24 protein-coding genes are annotated in these 24,736 nt (G+C 37.5%); 10 read left to right on the forward strand and 14 right to left on the reverse strand.

Annotation, left to right across the window (positions count from 1 at the left end; all coding sequences use genetic code 11):
• The first annotated feature begins 79 nt into the window (after window positions 1-79).
• On the forward strand, window positions 80-1,051 hold the full coding sequence (locus tag AB9L17_RS21080; RefSeq protein ID WP_068986026.1) for a rhodanese-related sulfurtransferase: 972 nt from the start codon (window positions 80-82) through the stop codon (window positions 1,049-1,051).
• A 62-nt stretch (window positions 1,052-1,113) separates the two neighbouring features.
• Here AB9L17_RS21080 and AB9L17_RS21085 read toward each other — a convergent pair whose 3' ends face one another.
• Complete coding sequence (locus tag AB9L17_RS21085) at window positions 1,114-2,862, reverse strand: FAD-binding dehydrogenase (protein WP_083227092.1); 1,749 nt, start codon at window positions 2,860-2,862, stop codon at window positions 1,114-1,116.
• Window positions 2,863-3,725: 863 nt separating this feature from the next.
• On the opposite strand from AB9L17_RS21085, the gene serA reads away from it, so the two are divergent.
• Window positions 3,726-5,333, forward strand: coding sequence for a phosphoglycerate dehydrogenase (gene serA, locus AB9L17_RS21090; protein ID WP_375199758.1), 1,608 nt, complete (start codon window positions 3,726-3,728; stop codon window positions 5,331-5,333).
• Between the two features lie 275 nt (window positions 5,334-5,608).
• Here serA and AB9L17_RS21095 read toward each other — a convergent pair whose 3' ends face one another.
• The 5 genes from AB9L17_RS21095 to AB9L17_RS21115 all read right to left on the reverse strand — a co-directional run bounded on the left by AB9L17_RS21095 (window position 5,609) and on the right by AB9L17_RS21115 (window position 10,914).
• Complete coding sequence (locus tag AB9L17_RS21095) at window positions 5,609-6,397, reverse strand: HAD family hydrolase (protein WP_375199759.1); 789 nt, start codon at window positions 6,395-6,397, stop codon at window positions 5,609-5,611.
• Between the two features lie 136 nt (window positions 6,398-6,533).
• On the reverse strand, window positions 6,534-6,782 hold the full coding sequence (locus tag AB9L17_RS21100; RefSeq protein WP_068986029.1) for a DUF3006 domain-containing protein: 249 nt from the start codon (window positions 6,780-6,782) through the stop codon (window positions 6,534-6,536).
• 183 nt (window positions 6,783-6,965) lie between these two features.
• The gene (locus AB9L17_RS21105) at window positions 6,966-8,105 is read right to left on the reverse strand and encodes a glycerate kinase (protein ID WP_068986030.1); all 1,140 of its coding nucleotides are present in this window, start codon (window positions 8,103-8,105) and stop codon (window positions 6,966-6,968) included.
• Window positions 8,106-8,318: 213 nt separating this feature from the next.
• Window positions 8,319-9,824, reverse strand: a complete 1,506-nt coding sequence (locus tag AB9L17_RS21110) for a coproporphyrinogen III oxidase (protein ID WP_375199760.1) — start codon at window positions 9,822-9,824, stop codon at window positions 8,319-8,321.
• A 175-nt stretch (window positions 9,825-9,999) separates the two neighbouring features.
• Window positions 10,000-10,914, reverse strand: a complete 915-nt coding sequence (locus tag AB9L17_RS21115) for a copper amine oxidase N-terminal domain-containing protein (RefSeq protein ID WP_068986032.1) — start codon at window positions 10,912-10,914, stop codon at window positions 10,000-10,002.
• A 394-nt stretch (window positions 10,915-11,308) separates the two neighbouring features.
• On the opposite strand from AB9L17_RS21115, the gene AB9L17_RS21120 reads away from it, so the two are divergent.
• Window positions 11,309-12,385 (forward strand): hypothetical protein, encoded by a 1,077-nt coding sequence (locus AB9L17_RS21120; RefSeq protein ID WP_375199761.1) that lies wholly within the window; start codon window positions 11,309-11,311, stop codon window positions 12,383-12,385.
• Window positions 12,386-12,453: 68 nt separating this feature from the next.
• Here AB9L17_RS21120 and AB9L17_RS21125 read toward each other — a convergent pair whose 3' ends face one another.
• A complete protein-coding gene (locus AB9L17_RS21125) occupies window positions 12,454-13,116 on the reverse strand; it encodes a ribonuclease H family protein (RefSeq protein WP_068986034.1) in 663 nt (220 codons plus the stop codon).
• Between the two features lie 44 nt (window positions 13,117-13,160).
• On the opposite strand from AB9L17_RS21125, the gene AB9L17_RS21130 reads away from it, so the two are divergent.
• Window positions 13,161-13,460, forward strand: a complete 300-nt coding sequence (locus AB9L17_RS21130; RefSeq protein ID WP_375199762.1) for a hypothetical protein — start codon at window positions 13,161-13,163, stop codon at window positions 13,458-13,460.
• A 17-nt stretch (window positions 13,461-13,477) separates the two neighbouring features.
• On the opposite strand, the gene AB9L17_RS21135 is transcribed toward AB9L17_RS21130, so the two are convergent.
• Window positions 13,478-13,822, reverse strand: a complete 345-nt coding sequence (locus AB9L17_RS21135; RefSeq protein WP_068986035.1) for a YlbF family regulator — start codon at window positions 13,820-13,822, stop codon at window positions 13,478-13,480.
• Between the two features lie 17 nt (window positions 13,823-13,839).
• The gene (locus AB9L17_RS21140) at window positions 13,840-14,982 is read right to left on the reverse strand and encodes a DUF445 domain-containing protein (protein ID WP_068986036.1); all 1,143 of its coding nucleotides are present in this window, start codon (window positions 14,980-14,982) and stop codon (window positions 13,840-13,842) included.
• Window positions 14,983-15,202: 220 nt separating this feature from the next.
• Between AB9L17_RS21140 and AB9L17_RS21145 the strand changes: the two genes are divergently transcribed.
• The 4 genes from AB9L17_RS21145 to AB9L17_RS21160 all read left to right on the forward strand — a co-directional run bounded on the left by AB9L17_RS21145 (window position 15,203) and on the right by AB9L17_RS21160 (window position 19,012).
• The gene (locus AB9L17_RS21145; RefSeq protein WP_068986037.1) at window positions 15,203-15,406 is read left to right on the forward strand and encodes a YheE family protein; all 204 of its coding nucleotides are present in this window, start codon (window positions 15,203-15,205) and stop codon (window positions 15,404-15,406) included.
• Between the two features lie 165 nt (window positions 15,407-15,571).
• Window positions 15,572-15,988, forward strand: a complete 417-nt coding sequence (locus AB9L17_RS21150; protein WP_068986038.1) for a hypothetical protein — start codon at window positions 15,572-15,574, stop codon at window positions 15,986-15,988.
• Between the two features lie 579 nt (window positions 15,989-16,567).
• On the forward strand, window positions 16,568-17,905 hold the full coding sequence (locus tag AB9L17_RS21155) for a hemolysin family protein (protein ID WP_263297450.1): 1,338 nt from the start codon (window positions 16,568-16,570) through the stop codon (window positions 17,903-17,905).
• A gap of 198 nt (window positions 17,906-18,103) precedes the next feature.
• Window positions 18,104-19,012, forward strand: a complete 909-nt coding sequence (locus AB9L17_RS21160) for a cation diffusion facilitator family transporter (RefSeq protein WP_223553788.1) — start codon at window positions 18,104-18,106, stop codon at window positions 19,010-19,012.
• A 19-nt stretch (window positions 19,013-19,031) separates the two neighbouring features.
• Here the strand turns inward: AB9L17_RS21160 and AB9L17_RS21165 are convergent, their stop codons facing one another.
• From AB9L17_RS21165 to AB9L17_RS21180, 4 genes are all read right to left on the reverse strand, one after another.
• Window positions 19,032-19,772 carry an effector binding domain-containing protein gene (locus AB9L17_RS21165; RefSeq protein ID WP_223553787.1) on the reverse strand — a complete coding sequence of 247 codons (741 nt, stop codon included), beginning with the start codon at window positions 19,770-19,772 and terminating at the stop codon, window positions 19,032-19,034.
• Between the two features lie 79 nt (window positions 19,773-19,851).
• On the reverse strand, window positions 19,852-20,772 hold the full coding sequence (locus AB9L17_RS21170; RefSeq protein WP_068986042.1) for a helix-turn-helix transcriptional regulator: 921 nt from the start codon (window positions 20,770-20,772) through the stop codon (window positions 19,852-19,854).
• Window positions 20,773-20,936: 164 nt separating this feature from the next.
• Window positions 20,937-21,584 carry a response regulator gene (locus tag AB9L17_RS21175; RefSeq protein ID WP_068986043.1) on the reverse strand — a complete coding sequence of 216 codons (648 nt, stop codon included), beginning with the start codon at window positions 21,582-21,584 and terminating at the stop codon, window positions 20,937-20,939.
• A gap of 12 nt (window positions 21,585-21,596) precedes the next feature.
• A complete protein-coding gene (locus tag AB9L17_RS21180) occupies window positions 21,597-22,712 on the reverse strand; it encodes a GAF domain-containing sensor histidine kinase (RefSeq protein ID WP_068986044.1) in 1,116 nt (371 codons plus the stop codon).
• A 195-nt stretch (window positions 22,713-22,907) separates the two neighbouring features.
• Between AB9L17_RS21180 and AB9L17_RS21185 the strand changes: the two genes are divergently transcribed.
• Together AB9L17_RS21185 and AB9L17_RS21190 are read left to right on the forward strand one after the other, a co-directional pair.
• On the forward strand, window positions 22,908-23,333 hold the full coding sequence (locus AB9L17_RS21185) for a disulfide oxidoreductase (protein WP_068986045.1): 426 nt from the start codon (window positions 22,908-22,910) through the stop codon (window positions 23,331-23,333).
• Between the two features lie 53 nt (window positions 23,334-23,386).
• On the forward strand, window positions 23,387-24,226 hold the full coding sequence (locus tag AB9L17_RS21190; protein WP_068986046.1) for an RluA family pseudouridine synthase: 840 nt from the start codon (window positions 23,387-23,389) through the stop codon (window positions 24,224-24,226).
• Between the two features lie 85 nt (window positions 24,227-24,311).
• Here AB9L17_RS21190 and AB9L17_RS21195 read toward each other — a convergent pair whose 3' ends face one another.
• Complete coding sequence (locus tag AB9L17_RS21195) at window positions 24,312-24,581, reverse strand: hypothetical protein (RefSeq protein WP_068986047.1); 270 nt, start codon at window positions 24,579-24,581, stop codon at window positions 24,312-24,314.
• Window positions 24,582-24,736: the final 155 nt, after the last annotated feature.

Consider the following 24,736-nt stretch of genomic DNA (forward strand, 5'->3'; position numbering starts at 1 on the left):
ACTCCTTCTATCCTACGCAAAATAGTACTTGATATGCTATATTTAAGAAGGAATATTGATTTAAAGGTGGTAAATAATTGTGACACAGAAAGACTATCGTGTATTACTTTATTATAAATATATAGCTATTGAAGACCCTGTGGCATTTGCAGAAGAACATTTAGCAGTTTGTAAAGAAATCGGGCTTCTTGGTCGTATTTTAGTTGGATATGAGGGGATTAATGGAACGGTTTCAGGTACAGTCGAGCAAACTGATGCCTACATGAATCATATGAAGGCAGACCCTCGTTTTAGCGATATTATGTGGAAAATTGATGAAGTTGAAGGGCATGCCTTTAAAAAAATGCATGTGCGCCCTCGTAGAGAGATTGTACACCTTGGTTTGAACGATGATATTAATCCTTTAGAAATAACTGGAGATTATTTATCACCAAAAGAATTTATGGAACGTATGCAGGAAGATCATACAGTAATTATTGATGCACGTAATGATTATGAGTTTGACCTTGGACACTTCCGCGGTGCCATACGTCCAGATATTGAAAATTTCCGTGACCTACCTGCTTGGATGGAGGCTCATAAGGAAGAGTTTGATGGTAAAAAGATTTTAACTTACTGTACAGGCGGTATTCGCTGTGAAAAATTCTCTGGTTGGTTAAAACGTGAAGGCTATGGAGAAAGTGTTGGTCAGTTACACGGTGGAATTGCCACGTATGCTAAAGACCCTGAGGTAAAAGGTCAACTATGGGATGGACAAATGTTTGTCTTCGATAGACGTCGTAGTGTACCGATTAATCAGGTTGAGCATGTGATTGTCGGCAAGGATTTCTTCACTGGAGAACCGACAGAACGTTATACAAACTGCGCAAATCCAGAATGCCATAAATTAATGCTGTGCGAGGAAAAGCACGAGGCCTTTTATATGCGCAGCTGTTCAGACGATTGCCGTCGCGCAGAACGTAACTTCTTCGTTGAAGAAAATGGTTGGACAAAAGAGCAGATTGAGGAACAAATCGCTAAAATCGCTGAGGTTCAAAATTCTTCATTATAATAAAAAAGAGCATCGTCCACTTGTGGGAGATGCTCTTTCATATTCTAAAATTCGTATCACTTTTACAGCTTTTCACTTCCATGCATGTGAGGGTTACTCTTTTCACCCGAGTAATTCTCCCATGTATCAGAGCAGCTTCTTCTCTCACCGGAGCTTTCTAAATTTCCCTTTGCCAAGTAACGCCCTACTTGCCGTCCACTAAATAAACAACCACCAACAAATGTCCCTTCTAAAGCACGGTAACCATGTACACCACCACCACCGAAACCACTCACTTCCCCAGCAGCAAATAAACCCGGTATAGGCTGACCGTCCATGCCCAACACAGCACCATCCAAATTTGTCTGTAAACCTCCCAATGTTTTACGTGTTAAAATGTTTAATCGCACCGCAATAAGTGGCCAATTTTTTGGTTCTAATATTTTATGTGGCTTGGCAACGCGCACAATTTTATCACCAATATAGTTTCTTGCGCCGTGAATAGCATTAACCTGTAAGTCCTTTGTAAACTTATTGTCCATTTCACGATCCCTTGCTAAAATTTGCTCCTTTATTTTCATAAAATCAAGAAGCTCATTGCCCACCAATTTGTTCATCCCGTCAACTAGCTCCTTTAAATCATTCGCAATAACAAAATCCTCACCATGATTTTTAAATGCCTGAATCGGAGCAGGTGGACCTGGCAAAACACGTTTTAAAACATCACTAATGCTTTTATTTGTTAAATCAGGATTTTGCTCAGAGCCTGATAATGCAAACTCTTTTTCAATAATTTTTTCAGTTAAAATAAACCACGAGTAATCATAGCCTGTTTTTTGAATTGCTTCTAACGTACTTAACGTATCAAAGCCTGGAAAATTCGGAGCGCCAAATCGATTGCCCTCCGCATCAAACCATAATGATGAAGGTCCAGGCAAAATTCGAATACCGTGATTTGGCCAAATAGGATCCCAATTTTTCAAGCCTTCCGTGTAATGCCACATGCGGTCTCGATTAACGATACGCCCTCCCGCATGCTCAGTAATTTCTAGCATTCTGCCATCAACAAAAGCAGGTACACCACTGACCATGTTTTCTGGTGGTGTGCCAAGTCGCGCTGGCCAATTTTTTCTGACCAAATCAAAATTTGCACCTATTCCACCGCTAGCCACAATAACGGCATCCGCTTCATAAGAAAATTCGCCAATACCAAGCCTAGAGCTTTTCTCACCGCGATTTGCATAACTTTGAGCCAAAACAGTTCCACTAATCCCTGCTATTCCTCCATCGTGTTGAATAAACTCATCTACACGATGTCTTGCTTTAAAATCTATATAACCATCCTTAATGGCCTTTTTCACTTTTTCAGCAAAAGGCTTTACGATGCCTGGCCCAGTTCCCCAAACAATATGAAATCTAGGTACCGAATTTCCGTGTCCACCTGCTAATGAGCCCCCACGTTCTGCCCAACCAACGACAGGAAAAAACTTAATTCCTACAGACTTTAACCATTCATATTTTTCACCAGCTGCAAAATCTACATAAGATCTGGCCCATTTATGCGCCCACGAATCCTCATCTTCTAAGCGATCAAAGCCAGCCGTTCCTTGCCAATCCTGCCATGCAAGCTCTTTACTATCTTTAATACCAAGCCTTCTTTGCTCGGGTGAATTCACTAAAAATATACCGCCAAAAGACCAAAATGCCTGTCCCCCTAATGAATTTTCAGGTTCTTGATCTACTAATAAAATTTTTTTCTTTGCATCCGCTAACTCACAGGCAGCGACTAAACCTGCCAGTCCTGCACCGACAATTGCTACATCATACATCATTCTCCCCCCTAAAAATCAATCTTACATTACTTACATTCTTCTCCAATTAATAGTTTACCTTCTACACATCGTATTTTTGACAAAAATGTGACAAGGAAAAAATGTTCGCTTTCCTCCTCAAAACAATGAAAGTTTTACTCAAATAAACTATTTAATCCCAATTATTTCCCATATAATTTTAGACCTTTAAAATTTACTAAACGCCCATGTAATCTGACTTAACACATAACGTTAGCGCTTTCATTGTCCTTTCTGAAAAGACGAACATTAAAGCAACGAAATCAAAATAAAGTTCGCTTTTGGTTATTTTTCAGACTTTTGAAGTGAAGTTTTTTAATCTTTTTTAGAAATATCGTTGACAAAGGTGAACAATAAGGTTTATGATGTTAACAAATTTAATCAACGAAAATATAACGACGGAGACACGCTAGTCGCAAGAAAATCTAAAGAGAGCTGATGGTTGGTGTAAATCAGTGATTTCTACGATAATAGTTCCACTCCTGAATAGATAAGCCGAACATCTCCAAAGTAAGCCTATCCGTCACATGCACGTTACGCATATAGCTAAGACTGCAAGATTTCTTTCAAGCAGTGATTAAGGGTGGTACCGCGAACCAATGTTTTTTCAGCCTTTCGCCCCTTACAACACAATAACTGTGTTTGTAAGGCGCGGAAGGCTTTTTTTATCTTGATTTTGTAACACTTACAAAATCAAGATAAAGCCTCTGGCGGATGTCACGGCTTTACGCCAAGGCGAAAAGGAGATTGTTTGTATGCTGTAAGATGTACTATCTCTACAAAATTCAGACTGTTTCGTATATAAAGAACACTAACATTTTTTAATTAAAAGGAGCTAATTACAAATGACTACTGCAACAAAAACAATTAACGTATTTATCGCTGACCCACTAAGTGAAGATGGTATTTTCCCACTTCGACAAGAACAAGATTTAGACTTAAATATCATTGTAGACACTGGTCTTGCACCAGAAGAATTAATCGCAAAAATTGCGGATGTAGATGTTTTACTAGTTCGTTCTCAAACAACTGTGACACGCGAAGTAATTGAAGCGGCTAAAAACTTAAAGCTTATCGGACGTGCTGGTGTAGGTGTGGACAATATTGATCTAACTGCTGCAACTGAACATGGTATTATCGTTGTGAATGCACCAGACGGTAACACTAACTCAGCTGCTGAGCACACTATTGCGATGATGACTTCTCTTGCTCGTCACATCCCACAAGCATTCAATACACTTAAAAATGGTAAATGGGATCGCAAATCTTATGTTGGGGTTGAGCTAAAAAATAAAACGTTAGGTGTCGTTGGCTTTGGTCGTATCGGTGTGGAAGTAGCTTATCGTGCAAAAGGTCAACGCATGAACGTTATGGCATACGATCCATTCCTAACGGATGAACGCGCTAAAGAGTTAGGCGTAACAAAATCGACAGTTGAAGAAATTTGTGCAGCAGCAGATTTCATTACAGTACACACACCACTGCTTCCTGAAACACGTAATCTTATTAACAAAGAGAAATTCGCTATGATGAAAGATGGCGTGCGTATCATTAACTGTGCACGTGGCGGTATTATCAACGAGGATGATTTATATGATGCTATCGTAGAAGGTAAAGTAGCGGGCGCTGCTCTTGACGTATTCGTATCTGAGCCAGCAACAGATCACAAGCTACTTACTTTACCACAAGTAATCGCAACACCTCACTTAGGTGCATCTACAATTGAAGCACAAGAGTCTGTAGCTGTTGACGTATCAAATGACATCATTAAGTTCTATAAAACAGGTACTGTAACTAACCCAGTAAACATGCCATCTATTCCAAAAGAGCTACTTGCACAAGTTGAACCTTTCTTCGAATTAGCTGAAAAGCTTGGTTCATTCTTATCTCAAATTACAATTGAGCCTATAAAAGAAATCAACTTATCTTATGCTGGTGAAGTAGCAAATTATGATGTACGTCCATTAACGTCAAACGCGTTAAAAGGCTTATTATCTAAAAACCACGGTAACCATGTTAATGACGTAAATGCTCGTTACTTATCTGAACGTATCGGCATGAAAATAAATGAACATAAAACAACAACTGCTAAAGGCTTCACTAGCTTAATTACGATTGAAATTAAAACAGCCAATGAAACACACACAGTAGCAGGTACATTATTAAATGGTCTAGGTGCACGTATTGTCAAAGTTGAAGACTATGTTGTAGACGTTATTCCACAAGGTCACCTTCTTTACATTAAAAATACTGACAAACCAGGAGCAATCGGCCGCGTAGCAACAAGGCTAGCAGAAAAAGATATCAACATCGCAACGATGCAAGTTGGTCGTGCACAAGTTGGTGGTACAGCTGTCATGATGCTAACAATCGACAATGTTGTAACAGAGGAAGATTTAACATTTGTTGCACAGCTTGAAAATATTGATGAAGTAAAAGCGATTAACCTATAATATAATTGTTTTTTTAAGCAGGGAGTGCAAATACTCTCTGCTTTTTTTATTGCTCATTATCACCCTCATTAATGCCGTTGTTCAACTATGTATTGCAATTGCCTTTACATGGCTATATCTTGCATTTAATGCGCATTTTTAGTGAAAGTTTCGACAAAGCTTGAATTTGTTTCGATATTTCGCTAAAAAGTTTCGATATTTCATCAAACTGTTTCAATAAACTTCAAGAAACAAAAAATGTACTGATCCTTTGATGAATCAGTACATCTATTTGCCTATAGTTTATTAATTAACTCGAATAACGCTGTTAAAGAGTCGACCTCATATGTTGGCGTCACAACACCATTTGGTACATTGTTTTCACGATTTATCCATACATTACGCATACCAACACGGGATGAGCCTAAGATATCAGTATTTAAGTTATCTCCAACCATGATCGCATCATCCGCTGTAATACCCGCTTTCTCCATGACATACTCGAAAATAGAGGCATCTGGTTTCCCTTTACCAAAGTCCCCAGAAATAATAATATGGTCAAAATATGGCGCGATTTCTGGTGTAATTTCTAATTTTAAATTTTGGAGACTCGGCGCACCATTTGTCAGTAATACAAGCTGATACTTCCCTTTCAGCTTATCTAGTACAGCAAAAGTATCTTCATATAAGAATGGAGACACTTTACGTTCCGCCACAAAACGCTCCCCTAGTTCCACTCCTAGCTTCGGATCATTAATCCCAAGAGCTGCTAAACCTTTTGTCCAAGCTTCTGTACGATAGCCCGGCACAATATTTTTCATTTTTTGGAAAGAATCTGTTAGGTCATCGAATGTTCCCCAAAGTCCTTCGAATGGATTAATACCAATTAACACCGTATAATCATATGTTTCATAGCCTTCGTAAAGCGCACGTGCTTCCTTACGCACAGCTTCCTCTAGTTCAGCTGGATTCACATTATGTATTGTCGCTGCATATTCACATGTTTTTTCAAATGCTGTTTTAACAGATTTTTTATCCCATAATAGCGTATCATCTAAATCAAAAATAATTGTGTTAATTGACATTGTGTCAGCTCCTAGCTTCCTATTAATATAATTATTTTAGCATATATTCAAAATATTTAGCATAGCATTTTATGCATATTCCTTCTATATTAAACAAGCTGTGAATAAAAGTAATTTACTCACAGCTTGCAAAGTACTATTGATTTTTTCTACGCAATCTATCCATTAAACTTTGTATTTCAGCCTTTTTCTGCTCTGTTTCTTCTTTCAAAATTTCAATATGATAGATGCCGTCAGTTTCTTCAATTTGTACACGATCGCCCACCTGAACCGGCTTATTCATGGCGGACTGTAAAATAATAATTTGCTCCTCTTCCTCTTGGTACTTTAAGAAAACTGCATAGCCATCTTCAATACGGTCTAAGGTGTATTTAGTCAAGCTCACTAATCATTTCCCCTTTCGCATTACGTAATGGCTCCTTACAGCCTGCTAATAAAAAAATACAAAGGAGTACTACTATTAATTTTTTTATCGACTAACTTCCTTTCTAGTTCTCTATTATACAAAAAAAGAGAGCTAACCACGGACTGCTCTCTATATCTATTGCTACCTGTCATTACTCCGGCATCAATCATCTTCCATTTGTACGTAATACTCAAAGATTCTTTTTGTTTTCAGACGAATACAATCATAGGGCTTTTCCATCGCTTGCTGAACAGTAGTATTCCCATCTACTAATGATTCAACAACAGTAAAATAGTCTATCAATGCAGGTTTATCATTTTCATCTATAATCCCAGACAATAAGATGGTCTGTGCATTCGCTAATTTTGCAGCTTTCGCCACCCCTATTGGCGCCTTCCCATGTAATGTTTGACAATCTGATTTACCTTCACCTGTAATAATAAACCTAGCACCTTCTAAATGCTTTTTTAGCTGTACGGCATCGAGCACAATATCAATCCCTGCATGAAAACTGCCGTTTAAAAAAGCTATTAAGGCACCTCCCATTCCACCTGCAGCGCCTGCGCCTTTGTAGTCGTGTAGTCGAATGCCAAATTGCTTTTCAACAATATCGGCAAAGTGCTTTAAACAACTATCAAAATAAGCAATTTGATGCTTCTTCACACCTTTTTGAGGCCCAAAAATGGCTGTTGCCCCTTGCTCTCCAATTAATGGATTATCAACATCACAGGCAATAATAAATTGTGCTTTAGACAATCGAGGATCTAACTGACCAATATCAATTGAAGCTAAATCTAACAGTCCTGACACTCCATTAGCAATTAATGTTCCGTCTTCTTTTTTCAATTGCAGTCCAAGTGCTTTTAACATGCCAACCCCTGCATCATTCGTAGCACTCCCACCAATTGCGATCATAAACTTCCGAAAACCTTTATCAAGAGCAGCTTTTATAAGCTGTCCTGTCCCATACGACGATGCAAGCTCAGGATTTTTTTCATTGTCCTGTAATAGCATAATACCGGATGCCTGAGCCATTTCAATAACACATGTTTCGTTATCACCAAGCACACCATATCTCGCTTCTATTGCTCTTCCCATTGGATCAAGTACAGGCTGCGACATATATTGACCATCTGTTGAAGCAATAAGAGATTCTAGTGTACCTTCTCCACCATCTGCTACTGGTAAAATAACTGTTTCAATCGATGGATCAACATCCACGATTCCCGCCTGCATTGCATTAGCCACCTCGATGGCCGACAAAGTCCCCTTATAGGAATCTGGACTAATAATGACTTTCATGTTATACCTCCACTCAGTTCATGTAAGTTAGGCGCTTACACTCATTATAAAATTCTGCTTAAAATATTTCCTGAGGTTTTATCGGAATGTTTTTTAAATTTATCGGAACATTTTATGGTTTTATCGGAATGTTTTCCAGTTTTATCGGAACATTATCGCGATTTATCGGAATAAAAGAGGCAATCTGAACATCACGTCAGATTGCCTTCATTTTTACAACTTATATAATTCATCTAAAAACTCGAGTTTTTTACCGATTGCATCTTCAAATGTCATGATATAGGCAGCAGGGTCCTTAGGATTATGGAACTGCGTTATTTTCCCTGTTTCGGGATGAACAAATTTCGAAGAGGCTCCACAACCAATCCCTAAAATTGTCTGTACTTCTTCCATTATAACAATATTATAGATGCTTTCTTCGCCAGCTTTACTGTATCCAACATTTTCTAAATTACCTAAAATATTTTTTTGACGATATAAATAGTAAGGTACATAATCATTTTTCTTCGTCCATACTTGTGCCATATGCATCATTTGTGCAACAGTATCACGGTCCGCTACCTTATATTTATCCTTGTTACGCGTCATTTCCGAAGCACGCTTAAATGACAATGTGTGTACCGTAAGCGATTCTGGTTGCATTTTTGCAGATTCATCTAAGGAATGCTGGAACTCCTCAATCCCTTCGTTCGGTAAGCCAATAATTAAATCCATATTAATATTATTCATACCAGATTCACGTGCTAACCAAAACTTATCAATCGTTTCCTGTACCGTATGATGACGACCAATTGCTTTAAGCGTTTCATCTGTATAGGATTGCGGATTAACACTTATTCGATCAATGCCCCATTTTTTTAACACGTCCAATTTTTCAGGAGTAATCGTATCCGGTCGACCTGCTTCAACTGTCACTTCACGGATTGTTTCAGGATGAGGGAATGACTCATACATCGTTTGATACAACGCATCCATTTCATCCGCTTCTATAGATGTCGGCGTACCACCACCCCAATAAATGGATGTGATTTTCATGTCATTTTCCTTCAGCCATTTCCCCATTTCACGTAATTCAATATGCAACCCATCTAAAAATGTAGTGACACGTCCTTGCTTTCGGTTGCTTCCAATCGCATAGGCCGGGAATGTGCAATAAGCACATTTAGTCGGACAAAAAGGAATACCGATATAAATACTTATTTCTTTTCCGATATCATCAATATCTGGAATCGTCACTAACTGACGAGCAACTATTTCTTTTAGTAGTGCCACCTTTTCCTCTGACAGACGGAAATCACGAATAAGAATATCTGCAATTTCTTCCTCGCTCTTACCAGCCTTGCGGAATTTATGATAGAGCTTTGTTGGACGTACACCCGTTAAAATCCCCCATTGTTGATGCATCCCAGTATGCTGCTCGAGCACATCTAAAAAAACGTGAGATAAGGCACGTTTCATACGAATATTTAGCTCACGACCTTCAGCCCCAGTATCATACTGAATACGGTAATCATTCGTATAACTTTTACCATCTACCTCTAGTACCGCTTTTGTCGACAATGAGAAATCATCGCCAACGTTATATTCGAAAGACACTGACATATCTGTTCCTTCATGCTCTACTTTTAACTTGGAATCCTCAAAAAATAAATTCGCAATATGATTTAATACGCGAATCCAATCCTCAGGATATTTTTGATCTATGTGAATAATTTTCATTTTCTTCGCTCTCTTCTCTCAAAATTACAGTATCAATAGTTTAACAAATTTTTATAACTTTAAGCAAAGCTACAAGTAGAAGTTTCAAATGACGGAATATTCCGTTTATTTCTAGATCTTAAAAAAATAGTATGCCAGAAATAATCTTCTAGCATACTATTGACGAGTTCTATAATTATTTTAAATATTCCTCTACAAACTCAACTGGTACATATGTTTTATTTGCTTCTAACAAAGCGGGTGCCGCATTAAGTGGGCGTAATGCTTTGTTAAAACCAAACATTTTTTCCCCACGAGTAAGTGTGTAAGATACATTCCCTTTTGATACAATTGCACCTTTCCCCGTTGACTCTACTGTATAGCCGAGTTTTTCCGCAATCAAACGTAACGGAACCATTTTTGTTCCATCTACCTCATAAGAATCCTTCGCGATTATTGCTGCTATTTCCTCTTCTACAGTATTTTCAGATGAAATTTCAGACTCATTATCAAGGACAATTACTTTCGAAGGTGTTGTTTGAGCTGGGATACTTCTTGTTGAAGCTGTATAGAAAACAACTAAGTGCTTCTCCGCTAAATCTTTAGCTTCAACTTTCTCCCCCTTCTCATTTAAAAGCTCAGTATTTTCACCAATGTTTAGTTTTAAAACATCATAAGTGTTTGTTAAGTTTTCAAAGAAGTAGTCAACTTCAACAAAGCCAACTTCCTCCGTTTCAACAATGACAACATCAGGGTTAAATTGTGGTGGATAAATTAGTTTTTGTGGCTTATTTGCAAATGTATAAGCTACTACTTTATCGCCCTCTTTAAGTTCCACTTTTTTACCTGTGTTATCGAAAACAAGTGTATCTTTTGTTATCTCTAAAATATTTGTTTGTTCGCCATCTTTTACTGTGAAATATGTAATGTTTTCACCAGCATCGACTTTCTCAACTGTTCCATGTGTATTGTTGAAAATGTGAACAGGATCAATTTGAATTTGTGAACTTTGTTGCTCCGTCTCTGTAGGTTTTTCATTTGCTGAAGCGACTGGTACTACTACACTTCCAAATAATAATGCTGTCATAGCTGCAGGTGCGAATTTTTTCATATTCGTATTATCTCTCCTTATTATTGGGTTCATAGGATTAGTAGTTTTAGGATGGAAAAAGTTTCATCCTAAATAGGAAAATTTATAATAAAAGTCATTCTGAAGGTTCATCACCATAACGTGTGGTTGATTTCCGTTCCGACTGGGGGTTTTGTTGCTGACGCTTCGCTTTCGCACAGATAAAACATTTGTTGCTGTCGCTTCGCTTTCACACAGATAAAACATTTGTCGCTGACGCGCAGAGCAGAGCTTTCTGGGGGGAAGAGCAATTCTGAACAATCAATGTATATCCAAACTTAACAACAAACAGAATAATTGGATAACATTTCATAACTTGATTTTATATAATATAGTCTGTACTAAAAATTTTATCGAGAAGTAAGGAGATGTAGAGTTGAACAAACGGATAATCTCACTCTTGTTTCTAAGTTGTTTGTTATTTGCTTGTGAGGATCAACAAGCAAATACAACTGATGTTTTAGATCATAACGAGTCAACAAAGGATGACAAATTGTCTTATACGATGGAAGAGTGGAAGCAGCACGCCTTGGAAAGTACATGGTACCAAAATGTAACGATCCCAAGTGAAGAATCTTATGTAGAAATGATCGACTTCGAAGGAGATGAAGTACCAGAGCTCTTCATTGGTTATAACGGAACTAATTACGGTTATATAATCGGGCAATATAATAGTGAAAGCAAAGCTTGGGAACAATGGGTTTCCCAACAATATGAAACGACAATTCATGGAGATATCCGTTTTAAAGGTATTTTCAAAGAAAAAGACAAAAAAGATATTGCATTAATAACGAAATTTACTGCTGGTGCTTCAGACAATTTGGAAGTTCTCCATTTACTAAAAGTAGCAGACGACGGTAATGACATTATTAGTGGTCAATCTTATAGACTCTATGCCGATAGTGATTTAAAAGTAGATACCTCTAAAAATGTCTTTACCATTCAAACAGGAGATTATTTAGAGCATTTTACACTTCGTGACCATGCTGTAACTAGTGAATATAGAACTACAAACTTGTATTCCGGGTTACCCATCATCCAAAATCCAAAACTGCTAAAATTATTAAACCACGATTTCTTTAAAACTAATATTATTTTTGGAGATACTTATCCTGTTGCTAAGGAAAAATCCGGTTTGCCAAAAACAGAAGATTATTACGAGGGCGGGCTCTGTTCTTTCTATAATGATTACTTTTTCTGTCTAGCCGAGGATGAGATACCTGTTAGTCATTATTATCTTTCAAATTTCAAAAATGTGACAAAAGAATCTTTGGAGGAAGTTATCAATCAAACTATTCATATCTCTTCTTATGAGAGATACGAAAATCCTGATGATATCGTTTACTATGCAAATTTTGAATTTGAGAATGTTTATTTCCAAGCTGAATTTAATCATGACCAAAGTAACGCTGAGTTAACTAGTCTTACATTGGGAATCAATGCTTCAGAATAGTTTAGAAGTTAAAACCACCAGTAAAAAAATGAACTGGTGGTTTCATGTTGATTGTCTCTTGTTCATGCTTAGTCCTTTACAATTTCCTTTAATCCTGTGATATCTATTCCGTTTAATGCTTGAGTTGCCAGGCGATCTGCTTCGGTATTTTCTTTACGTGATATGAGCTTGTACTCCGGCTGGATACTGAGCTCCTCTAGCTTTGCATCAATTTTATCAGCCCAGCTAGATAGATCCTTTTCTAGAGCTGGCCATTCCCCACTCAACTGATTGATAACTACTTGGGAATCACCAGTGAAACAAACAGGCAAATGGTGAACGTTCAATAGTTCAAGCTCCACTAACCCTAAATAAAGTGCAGCGTATTCGGCCTCATTATTCGATTTAAGCTCTGACGAAAAGGCATTTCTTCTTAATCGATATGGCTTGCCATTTTGCTCATAATAAATGGCACAACCTAACCCCGATTGTTTTGTTGCACGATCGAAGCCGCCATCGAAATAGACTGTAATATTGTGTGGCTCAGTGTCAATTTCCTTTAAATATGCCTTTAGTTCCTTTAGGGACCAATTTGTATCCTGTCGATCGATACACTGCAGTGACTTTACTCTCCCTGTTCGCTCCATGTCCTCTGCTAGTAGTAATGCTTGAGCTGCCGGCATTTCTTCTGAACGTAATACTGTTTCTGCACCTTTTGGCGTTTTATAAATCCATTCAATGATTACATGCATCGTATATATAACCTCCAATGATATTGAGCGCATAAAGTGAAAACGTGCTCCGACTTGCGGAAACACGTTTTTCTTCTTACTTGTTATATGTGCAACTAATAGTATATTTATTCCTAAGAGAGCTATTACTTGCGCTGGGAGATTCTGCTTTTGCGCTGCTTGGATGCTCGGTTGCGCCGGGTGAATCTGTTCTTCCGCCGCTTGGATGCTCGGTTGCGCCGCTAAATCCTGCTTTTCCGCCGCTTGAATGCTCGATTGCGCCGCTAAATCCTGCTTTTCCGCCGCTTGAATGCTCGATTACGCCGCTAAATCCTGCTTTTCCGTCGCTTGGACTCGCTATTTAGCCGCTAGAATCCTACTGTTAAAATTCTTCATACAATGCTTGTATAGGTTTTACTAAAATGCGGTTTACCTCTTCAATTAGCTTACTTAACTGCATTTCTGCTTCAATCATTTTAGTAATTTTTTCATTTTGTTGGGCAAGCTGTGCCGTTTTTTGGGCATAGATCAGCTCATCTTCCAGTAAATCCTCGCCAGCTAATTGTTTTTGCTGTAAGTCCATTTGAATCTTACGGAAATTTTTAAATAGATTAAATGCCTCTTCATCTTCCTTAACAACTGTAACTGCTTCTTTCAACGCTTGAAATTCCGGTGTTTTACGGAAAGTCGCCTCTAACGCATTAATTTCATTATAAATATTAATCATAAACACATTTCCCCTTTTTAAATAAAGTAGACTATTAACCCTTGCACAATCCCAATCAATCCACCAAGAACTGCACCAAGTACTGTAATCATTTTAAATTCACGCTTTGAAATACCTAGTACAAGTTCCTCTAATTTCGATACTGGGAAAGAATCAACCTGCTCTCGTACTACTTCTTGTAGATTTAAACGTTCCAAAACATCCTCTAATTTGTCTTCAGCTTTTACAAAAGCTTTTTCGATAACTTGTGGAATTATTGTTTCCTTCATCCATGAATTACCTTCTGGCCAGTAATGCGAAATTGGATGATTTAAGCGCTCTTCAACTGCTAATTGCTCTTTTACATAAGTTTGTAATTTTGATAATATTGGTTCAAAATGAATATCCTGCATGAAATCCATCGCTGGGCGCTCTTTTAATTTCTCCCATTCCTGCGTAAAAATTTTCGTTAATAACGCTGATGTTCCTGGTGCTTGCATAAATTTCACAAGCTCACGCTGGACCTTTGCTACGAGCGAAGAAGAATCACCTAAAAACATATTAATCATTCCGCCAAGCGATCCTTTTGACGATAAGAAGTCATCAATCATCGCCTTAATCGTCATCTCGCCCTCAGGTGATAAAAAATAATCCTCACCTTTTTCTAAAATATGACCCACCGCTACTGGAATCTTTGCATCAATTGCATTTTGAATATCTGCTGATAGTAGTGTACGAATTGATTTCGTTGATAGTGTATTCTTAACTGCTTCAAATTGTCCCTCAACAATTGCTTCAACCTTTTGTTCAATTGTTGCTGGCATATTGGAAAATCCAGCTAATGTTAGCCAATCCTGAATCGTTTTATCATTTGTAAAAATCGTTTCCTCTACCTTTGTTTGAACAAATTGTTCCACCTTATCTTGAATATCTTTTGAGAAAAATTTCTTTCTAAAGGTTTCAGGTGTTAATAAATAATTCACAACTGTCAGTCCAAGTTGTTTTGCTAATTCGTCACGTCTCTTTGGAATAAGGCCAGGTGTAAATGGTACTCGCCAATTTTTAATATAAATAGCTTCATGTGGTCGAAAAAGCATTTTAATGGCTAGATGATTCGTTACACCACCGATTGCAGCTCCAATGACTGCCATAAATAATAATGTCACTAGAAAATTATCCATTAGTATCCTCTCATTTCAATTGTATTCACAATTGGCGTATTTTGTCGCCTAATGCACTCATTATAGCAGAGCAATGATTTTCGACGAAAGAAATATCTCTATTTAATTATATCTAATCATACACATCTCTACACACATTCCAACTCTTTAATGTGATAGTTGCAAAATTACCACTATCCTTGAATAATAAAACTACATATATAAGAAATGGGGTTTGGTTATGATTCAGCATTTCAGCTTTAAGCCTTTATTTGAAAATTCTCAGCTCCCGGGATGGTCTATTTCATTCTTTTATCAACGTGAACGTTATACAGCGGAGTACTTAAAAGATGGCGTTATCCAATGGAGTGGAGCTATCCCTCCAAACGAAGAGGATGTAAAAAAAATGATTCATGAGCTCATGTTGTACCATATTTACGACTAACAAAAGTATATTTTCCTGTACCCACACTGTATTAATACACATCTTTTTTACTATTTTAAACACTGCTATTATCTTAAAATTGTTTAAGTATATTGAAATTCCCTTTTTATTTTTATACATTTATGTTATTAAGTATCAAATGTTTTTTATGAAGGAGCAATTTCAATGAGTAAAGTCACTCTTTTGGATGACTTAAACGGTTATAATTCAAAAGCATTAATTCGTGCAAAAGTAAAAGAAGTTTTTTCCGAATTTTCCGCTAAAATTTTCGAGTTAGCGAATGAAGCTGACACTATTGATAGTAAAAAATTTGAGGCTCTTTCTGGCTTTAAAAGTGATTTTTACAATGAATACTGTAGTCAATTAAGAGCCTTGTTCAATTCATCTTCTAGCACTTTAGGTAAAAGACCTGTTAAGAATATCTATTTAACGTATAACGGCAAAAATTATATTTTTACACAGCAAGGTATCACAGAAAAAGCACCTGTTACCATTTCACTTTATTCAGGTGAAATACCTTTAAAAGAAACGGTGCACGATGTGGAAAAAGCGTGCTTGAAATTACGTTTTCAACAAGAATAAATAATTCAAACAGAAGGAGCCACCTCATATGAATGAGATGGCTCCTTTTTGGTTGCTAATCAATTATGCCTCGGCATAATTCGGCTTTGTGCAAGTACAAAGCCGATTCCATGACATCCGCCGGAGGCTTTAACTTCTTTCAGCGGGTGTTTGGACACCCGCTGAAAAATGATTTAAAACCGTATTCATCCCACCACCTATAGAGGTAGGAGACTTCTGCTGAAAGAAGTTAAAATAATTCATTTAAAAAAATCTGCAAGTAAAGCTCTCTTGAGATTTTTGACGTGTCGTTATATATGAGATGCATATGCTTCTTTCTCTAAACAAACTATCTTCTTTGCTCCATTTAAAGTTAGCATAACGGATTTTTATTTTCAATCATTTGATACTTGAAAATATTATTTTTTTCCAATTTACGTATTGAAATTCAAGTAAAAAAATTGATGTCAATATTTGTGTTTTGCCTGTAAATATTTTATGATTAAATCATCCAACAATTTTTTAAATCATAGGAGGTGTACACTTTGTTTACTTCCCTCATTTGGGCGGGGACAAAGGAATTATTTGGACGGAGACATATTGGAAATAACCATAAGGTTGGCGGCATTCGCCCTACTAATAATAATGACAGGATTTTTCGTTGCAACTGAATTTGCAATTGTTAAAGTAAGGACTACACGAATTGATCAATTGCTTGCAGAAGGAAATAAAAAAGCAAAGAATGCAAAACGTGTTGTTTCAGATTTAGATGAATACTTATCTGCATGTCAGTTAGGTATTACCATCACTGCTTTATTTCTAGGTTGGCTTGGTGAGCCTACATTTAAGATCATCTTGAATCCAGTGTTTGAATTTCTAAATCTGAGTGATAGTTTTACATCTGTCCTTTCATTTATTCTTGCATTCTCAATTGTAACGTTTATGCATGTAGTTATGGGGGAATTGGCGCCAAAAACATTAGCCATCCAAAAAGCAGAATTTGTCACATTAAATCTTTCTGGCCCATTAATTTTATTCCACAATATTACTTATCCAATCATTAAGCTGTTGAACGGATCTGCACGTGCTTTAACTGGTCTTTTCGGCTTAAAAATGATGTCAGAGTCAGAAGTAGCCCACACTGAAGAAGAGTTACGTATGATTTTGTCGGATAGTTTAAAGGGTGGAGAAATTAATAACGCAGAATATGAATATGTTAACAGTATTTTTGAGTTCTCTGATCGCCTTGCGAAAGAAATCATGGTCCCACGTACTGAAATCGTCGGAATTGAAAAAGAACTTACGATTAAAGAAGTTTTCGATCTAATGGGTGTTGAGCAATATACGCGTTACCCAATTATCGATGGTGACAAGGACCATATTATCGGCTTAGTCAATATGAAGCACTTGTTAACCGCGTACATTAAAGATCCAGCAAATGGCGATAAACTAGTGATTGACTATATGCAGCCGATTATTCGCGTTATGGAAACCACGCAAATTAATGATTTGCTACTTAAAATACAGCGTGAACGTATTCATATGGCCATTTTAATGGATGAATATGGCGGAACATCTGGTCTAGTTACAATTGAAGATATTATCGAGGAAATTGTCGGCGACATTCAAGATGAATTCGATGAAGATGAAATTCCAGAGGTTCAGGAAATTGCAGAAAATCATTTTATTTTAGATGCAAAGATGCTACTAGAAAATGTTAATGATATGCTAGGTACTGACATAGAAGATGATGATATTGATACAATTGGTGGTTGGTTCATGACAAAGCGCTTTGATGCGGTCGAAGGAGACAGTATTGAAGAACAAGGTTATGAATTTATCGCAAAAGAATTAGATACACACCATATTTTATACTTAGAAGTTCTGAAATTACCTGAACGTGATTTATCAAATGAAAACGATGAAGACTATAATTAAATTGCCTTGTCGTATTTGCTGTGGTACGATTAAAATCATGCTTGTATGATTCAGGCTATAAAAATGGTTTTTAGCTCACAACCTATAATGGTGGGGGCTTCTACTGATATAAAGTTAATATTTACGTAAAAAACGACTCCCTTACACGAGAAGGGGGTCGTTTTATAATGCCCGAAAATTTTGCAAGGAGGAAACAAAATGGAGCTCTATACAAATTTACGGCAAGGGGAAAAAGGTGCTTGGTTATCAATCGGTACATATATAATACTGAGCTCGATTAAGCTAACGATTGGCTATATCGGAACATCGGAAGCACTAAAAGCAGATGGACTTAACAATACAACTGATATTATCGCCTCTATTGCTGTACTCATTGGATTGCGAATTGCCCAAATACCACCTGACTCTAATCACCAATACGGGCATTTACGTGCAGAAACCGTTGCGTCGCTTGTTGCATCGTTTATTATGCTAGTTGTTGGCTTACAGGTACTTGTTAATTCGATCAAAAGCCTTTGGGAGCCAACTGGCACAGAACCATCGCTATTAACGGCCTATGTGGCAATCGGAAGTGCGGTAGTGATGTATCTTGTCTACCGCTATAATTTGGCATTATCAAAAAAAATAAAAAGTGCTGCTGTTAAAGCGGCAGCTTACGATAATCGTTCGGATGCCCTTGTAAGTATAGGTACAGCAATCGGGATTTTTGGCGCAATTTTTGGTTTTCCTATTATCGATACACTAACAGCACTGCTTGTCGCTCTTCTTATTATTAAAACAGCCGTAGAAATTTTTTGGGAGGCTGTTCAGAGTCTCACAGATGCCTTTGATATTGAAGAAGTCGAAACATTATCTGTATTAATACGTAATGTTGATGATGTAATCGAGCTTTTGGATTTTAAAGGCCGCTCACATGGCAATATGTATTTTATAGACGTGACCGTTTCAGTTGATCCTTATTTAAATGTTTTGGAAAGCCACCGCATCACTGAAGAAATTGAAAAAACTATCATGAGAGAATGTTCCTTCTGTGAGGTTCTTGTGCATATTGAACCTCATGTTGAAGTAAATCCCCCAGCAAATGACAACAAGTCTCCTACCAAATGATTGGTAAGAGACTTGTTTTTTATTTAATCGCAATATAAAGATCGACCTGCGCTTCTTGTGGGTTGGCGCAGCGTTCATCGTACAGTTCAAAGTCACCAGTGTACGTTCGTTCTACCCCTGAGTTCGCGAACCAAGCCCAGACATCCTGCCAAGCTTTCACGACAACTTCTACAAATGGACCTTTGTCAGAAGTAAATACTAAATAGTTGGCAGCTGGTACTGTTTTTACAACCATCCCTTCTGGAACTTCATCTGCAGCTAATACTTCCATTCCAAGTGTAATTGAATACTCTCCATTAACATCCGTTTCATAATCAGAATATAGACCGTATGTTACTTGGTTTACTGGATTAGATATTTGCCCTACTACATCTTGCTGATAAAAGTCTGTCCATAATTGTGGGATTTTTGCTTGAGAAGTTATTTCATTCGCATTGCTTGTTCGCGCTGAGATTCCTACGATTTGAAATGATTCTTTATGCATCACAACCGGTTCTTTTATTTCATGTGTTCGCCATCTTTTTAAGCTTGGTAAAAAAGATGCCAACATTCGGCGTGCTTCTTCTTCCGCCATTCCATCTTCCTTTAAGTGTGGCACACTAATTTCGATCATTTCTTCAACTGTCAGATTTGGCTGTTTAAACGCTCCTAATTCATAACAATATGTGCAATATTCCTGACTTTTGTGTCCTTCTTTTTCTGTACCAAGTAACGCCTCATCCACTAATGGCATTCCACAGCTTTGACAATAACTTTGCATAATTAAATCCACCCTTCGTTCTATTTGTTATGACTATAACAAAGGAAACCTGACATCTGTATGTCATTAATTGCATGGATTATTTTTCTTTATACAACTGCACAATTTCTAGTGCTCGTTTTTGCACTATCTCACTTATATGAGATGGTTCTAACACTTTTACGCGATGACCAAAGCTAAGAAGAAAACCATATAACCATTCATCCTCAGGCAGTGAAATATTAATAGTTGAACTCTCATGATCTACATGTTCAGCGCCAAATGATTCTTCTACTAATGTTGTTATTGCCACATCGAAGGACAACTTAAGGTTTACTACATTTTGAGGGTCATGCCACTTTTTATCCCATGGGAGTTCGGATAAGTTGACTTCTTTACGCTGGAAGGTCGTCACCTCTTCTTTTAAATTTTTCATTCTCGAAATTTTAAAGAAGCGAAAATCTTCTCTCCATGTGCAATAGCCATAAACATACCAAACCTTCCCTTTTTGGACTAACGTGTGTGGCTCCAATAAGCGATTTGTTATGCGACCATGTGTAGTAGAATAAGAGAAACTTACACAATGCGTGTGTTCAATTGCCTTTTTTAATAATGTAATTTGATCCTTAAAAATGACATTCGGTCCCCAAGGGCTCAGGTCAATAAATAGTTGATCAATCGATTGTTTCATTTTCTCATCAGCAATGCCTGTTAATTTTTCCAGCACTGCTTCGGCATGTGAATCTTCATATGTTGTTAGTGCACTTTTGATAGCAATAGAAAGTGACGCGAGCTCCTCCTTCGTCAGCACTTGCTTATCGACACGATAGCCATCAATTAAACTTATACCACCATTAACACCCTGTTGGCTCATAACAGGAACCCCAGCACAGCTCAGCGTTTCAATATCACGGTAAATAGTACGGACTGACACGTTAAATAAATCGGCTAGCTCCTGGGCCTTCACCTTTTTTCGATTGATTAAAATCATCGTCATCGTTAAAAGACGCTCTAATTTCATGTTTGTACTCCTCTATTTTTCTATATTAACCGCATTTTAATTACTAATCCTCTATCTATTTTAAGTATTTTTATAGTTTTATTCATTAAAAAACGACGGGCTGCTACAATGTGTAGGAACTCGCCGTTTACATATTTTTCAAGATCCGTACTATTCATTAACCTTTATACACCACTACCCTCCGTCAGCCCGTGCTTCACAGCATAAAGAGCCGCCTGAGTTCGATCCTGTACATGTAGCTTCGTGAAAATATTAGAAATATGGGTTTTCACTGTTTTTTCTGTAACGAATAAGGAGGACGCAATTTCTCGATTACTTTTCCCTTTTGTAAGCTCTGCAAGTACATCCTGTTCACGAGGCGTTAGTGGATTTAACACATGAGGCGCATTTTTAGATTCTTGACGGTCCATTTCAAGAGTCGTTGTTGCTTCTGGATGTAATGTATTTTCACCTCGCATAATACGACGAATAGACAATACCAATTCATCAGGCTCAATATCTTTTAACTGATACCCTGCTGCTCCAGCCTCCATAGCTGGCACCACATGATCACGGTCTGAAAAGCTTGTAAGCATTAAAATTTCTATTTGTGGAAACTTAGCTTTAATGCGCTTCGTTGCCTGAATACCATCCATTTCAGGCATTACTAAGTCCATGAGTATAATATCTGGCTGTATACTTTCTGCTAAAGCTACTGCCTCCAGTCCATTTTTCGCTTCTCCTACAACTTCAATATCTTTTTGTGTTTTTAAGAAAAATAATAATCCACGACGCACAACATGATGGTCGTCTGCGATTAATACACGTATCATTCTTTCCCCCCCTTAATATGGTAAGCGGATTAACAGCTCTGTTCCTCTTCCAAGTTCACTTACCCAGTCAGCTGTACCACCAACTGATTTTGCACGATCCTTTATAGATTGCAAGCCCATTGAAAGTAGCTTCGTGTTGTTATCGATGACGAAGCCTCGTCCCTCATCACGAATAACAAGTAAAATATCCGTAGAAGTAACCGTAATATAAAGTGCCACTTCCAGCACACCAGCATGACGACGAACATTATTAAGTGCTTCTTGAGCTACTCGAAATAATGTTTCTTCGATCCGTGATGGAAATTGCAGTACACCTGAGACTGTTACATGAAGCTTCAAGCCAAGCATTTCAGCATACACTTTTATCGCTTCAAGCAAACCATTTTCTAATCCTTTTGGACGAAGCTGCCAAATAAGAGCACGCATTTCTGTTAAGGCATCCTGTGTTAAATGCTGAATCTCTTTAAATGTTTCCTTAACATCACAATCATTCGTCATCTCAATACCAGCTCTCGCAGTTAAAGTAACTGAGAAAAGTAACTGGTTTACAGAATCATGTAAATCTCTAGCTAGACGGTTACGCTCCTTTACAAGTGCCATCTCTTGCTCCTGTTTTGTCAGTAAAATTCGCTTAATAGCTGACCCCATCTGAAATGCAACCGATTCAAGTAATGCTAGCTCTTCCTCTGAAAAACGCACGGTATCCTTTGTTGCAACATTTAAGACACCAAAACGCTCTTGTCCAGATTGAAGTGGCACTGTTGCGTGATGTGTAATGCCCTCGTGATCACCTACATTTGCTGATATTGCGCTTTCAATTCGTTGACACTCAATAATATTAGAAGCTTTTTTTAATTCCTCATTACGATAACGAGAAACACACCAGCAGCCTCCTTTTTCTAAATAATGGCAACCTTTATACGCCAATGCCTCCGGTAAATTTTCATGGACAACAAGCTCTGACCGCCCTTTTTCATCGATAAAAAAAATCCAGCCTGTTTCAAAATTTGTGCCATTTAAAAACTTCACAAGTGCTCCCTTTAACATCGTCACTATTTCAGTTTCTTCATTTAATAACTCTGCAATTTCTTTTAAAATACTAATATTGGAATGCTCATTTTCCCTCACAAAAACACCTCTTCTTCGGCATTACTAATTTTATGATAACATTTCAAAGTCTGGAACGTCTGCCTCAGCCATTCATACTTTAGTCTGAAATTCATAAGAAAAGTATTTAGCTTATCTTTGTTAAGGTAATTTACTTCTAAAACTAGAACAACTATAATCGAACAAGTACATGGTTATAATAAGGGGAGAATTTATATGTCTAAAAAAGTGGAAAATGGCTTATTATTTATTTGGATTGTCTCTGTCGTTGCTACACTAGGTTCCTTATACTTTTCTGAAATTCGTCATTATGAACCTTGTAAAATGTGTTGGGTCCAACGGATTTTCATGTATCCAATTGTCATTATGACTACTATTGCCTTTATTCAAAAAAATGCACGTATTGCTGTAACAACTGCTGTTTTTGCCATTATGGGCGGCAGTGTATCACTATACCATTATGGAATTCAAAAGCTTAGTTTCTTAGCTGAATCTGCACCTGCTTGTGGCGCTGTTTCATGCACAGGACAATATATTAATTGGCTAGGTTTTATTACAATACCATTTTTAGCGTTAACTGCTTTTATTTTAATTGCAGGGGCAAGCTTCTATTTAATGAAAGCTAGTAAAACAACAAATTAATTAAGGGGCCGTGTTCTAAGTAGGAATACGGTCTTTTCTACGGAGGAAGATATATGTTTCATTATGAAATAAATACTAATAATTTGACGGTCGAGGACCTATTACGCAATCATTGGCGACTCGGTAAAAAACTGGTCCATGAATTGCGAATGGCAAAAGCTATCACAACAGTTGACGGAGAGCCTATTCAATGGAAAGATCCACTACAGGCAGGAACTATTATAAAATTTACATTTCCTATTCCACCATCTAATTATCAACCGACACCGGTTTGTGCTATAGATGTTGTCTATGAGGATGATCACTGCTTGATCGTTTCAAAACCAAAAGGTATGTCGACCCATCCAAATGATGCACGTGATACCCATACTTGTATGAATCATGTTATGGCACACATTAAAGAACAAGGTGGTACTTATGCAGAGCATGTGCATCGATTAGATAGAGGGACACAGGGTTTGTTACTTGTTGCAAAGCATCCACTGGCTAAGTCAATTTTTGATCGTATGATAGAAGAAAAATCTATAATTCGAACTTACGCAGCAGAGGTACAAGGAAATCTACGTTCTTCATCAGGTACAATCGCCGAATCAATCGGAAAAGACCGACACCATGCAACAAGACGTGTTGTTTCAAAAACTGGACAACATGCAGTAACACACTATGAGGTTGTCGCTCGCTATAAAAATTCTTGTGTTGTCCATTTAATTCTAGAAACGGGTAGAACACATCAAATCCGTGTACATTTAGCACATATCGGTCATCCGATTATTGGTGATACGATGTATGGCGCAAGAGAAACTGCAAGTGGTGACTATGAACTCCATGCCATTCAATTGGAATTCGAGCATCCATTTTTAAATAAACAAATCGTTGTAAAAGATCAGAAGTAATTACCGCACTGCACGTCCCATTGTTAGACATTAGCTAACAATGGGACGTGCAGTTTTTTTATGCCTTTAGTTAAAGTCTTTTTACTTAAAATCGGCTCATCACATAACGTGTGGTTGATTTCCGTTCCGACTGGGCGCTTTGGTGCTGTCGCTTCGCTTTCGCACAGACAAAACATTTGCCGCTACCGCTTCGCTTTCGCGCAGATAAAACATTTGTTGCTGCCGCTTCGCTTTCGCGCAGATAAAACATTTGTTGCTGTCGCTTCGCTTTCGCACAGATAAAACATTTGCCGCTGCCGCTTCGCTTTCGCACAGATAAAATATTTGCCGCTGACACTTCGCTTTCGATCCCCAAGGAGTCGCCCAGCCTCCACTCCAATCAACTTATATACAAGGCATATATCTTAATACTTTTGGTAAAGAGCCTAATAATTCTATAAAAGTATAAATATATCATTTACCATTTCTTCGTTTATTTTTTACAGTAAATTTAATATGCATTTCCATTAT

The organism is Lysinibacillus sp. RS11 (assembly GCF_042019215.1).
GTDB lineage: Bacteria > Bacillota > Bacilli > Bacillales_A > Planococcaceae > Lysinibacillus > Lysinibacillus xylanilyticus_A.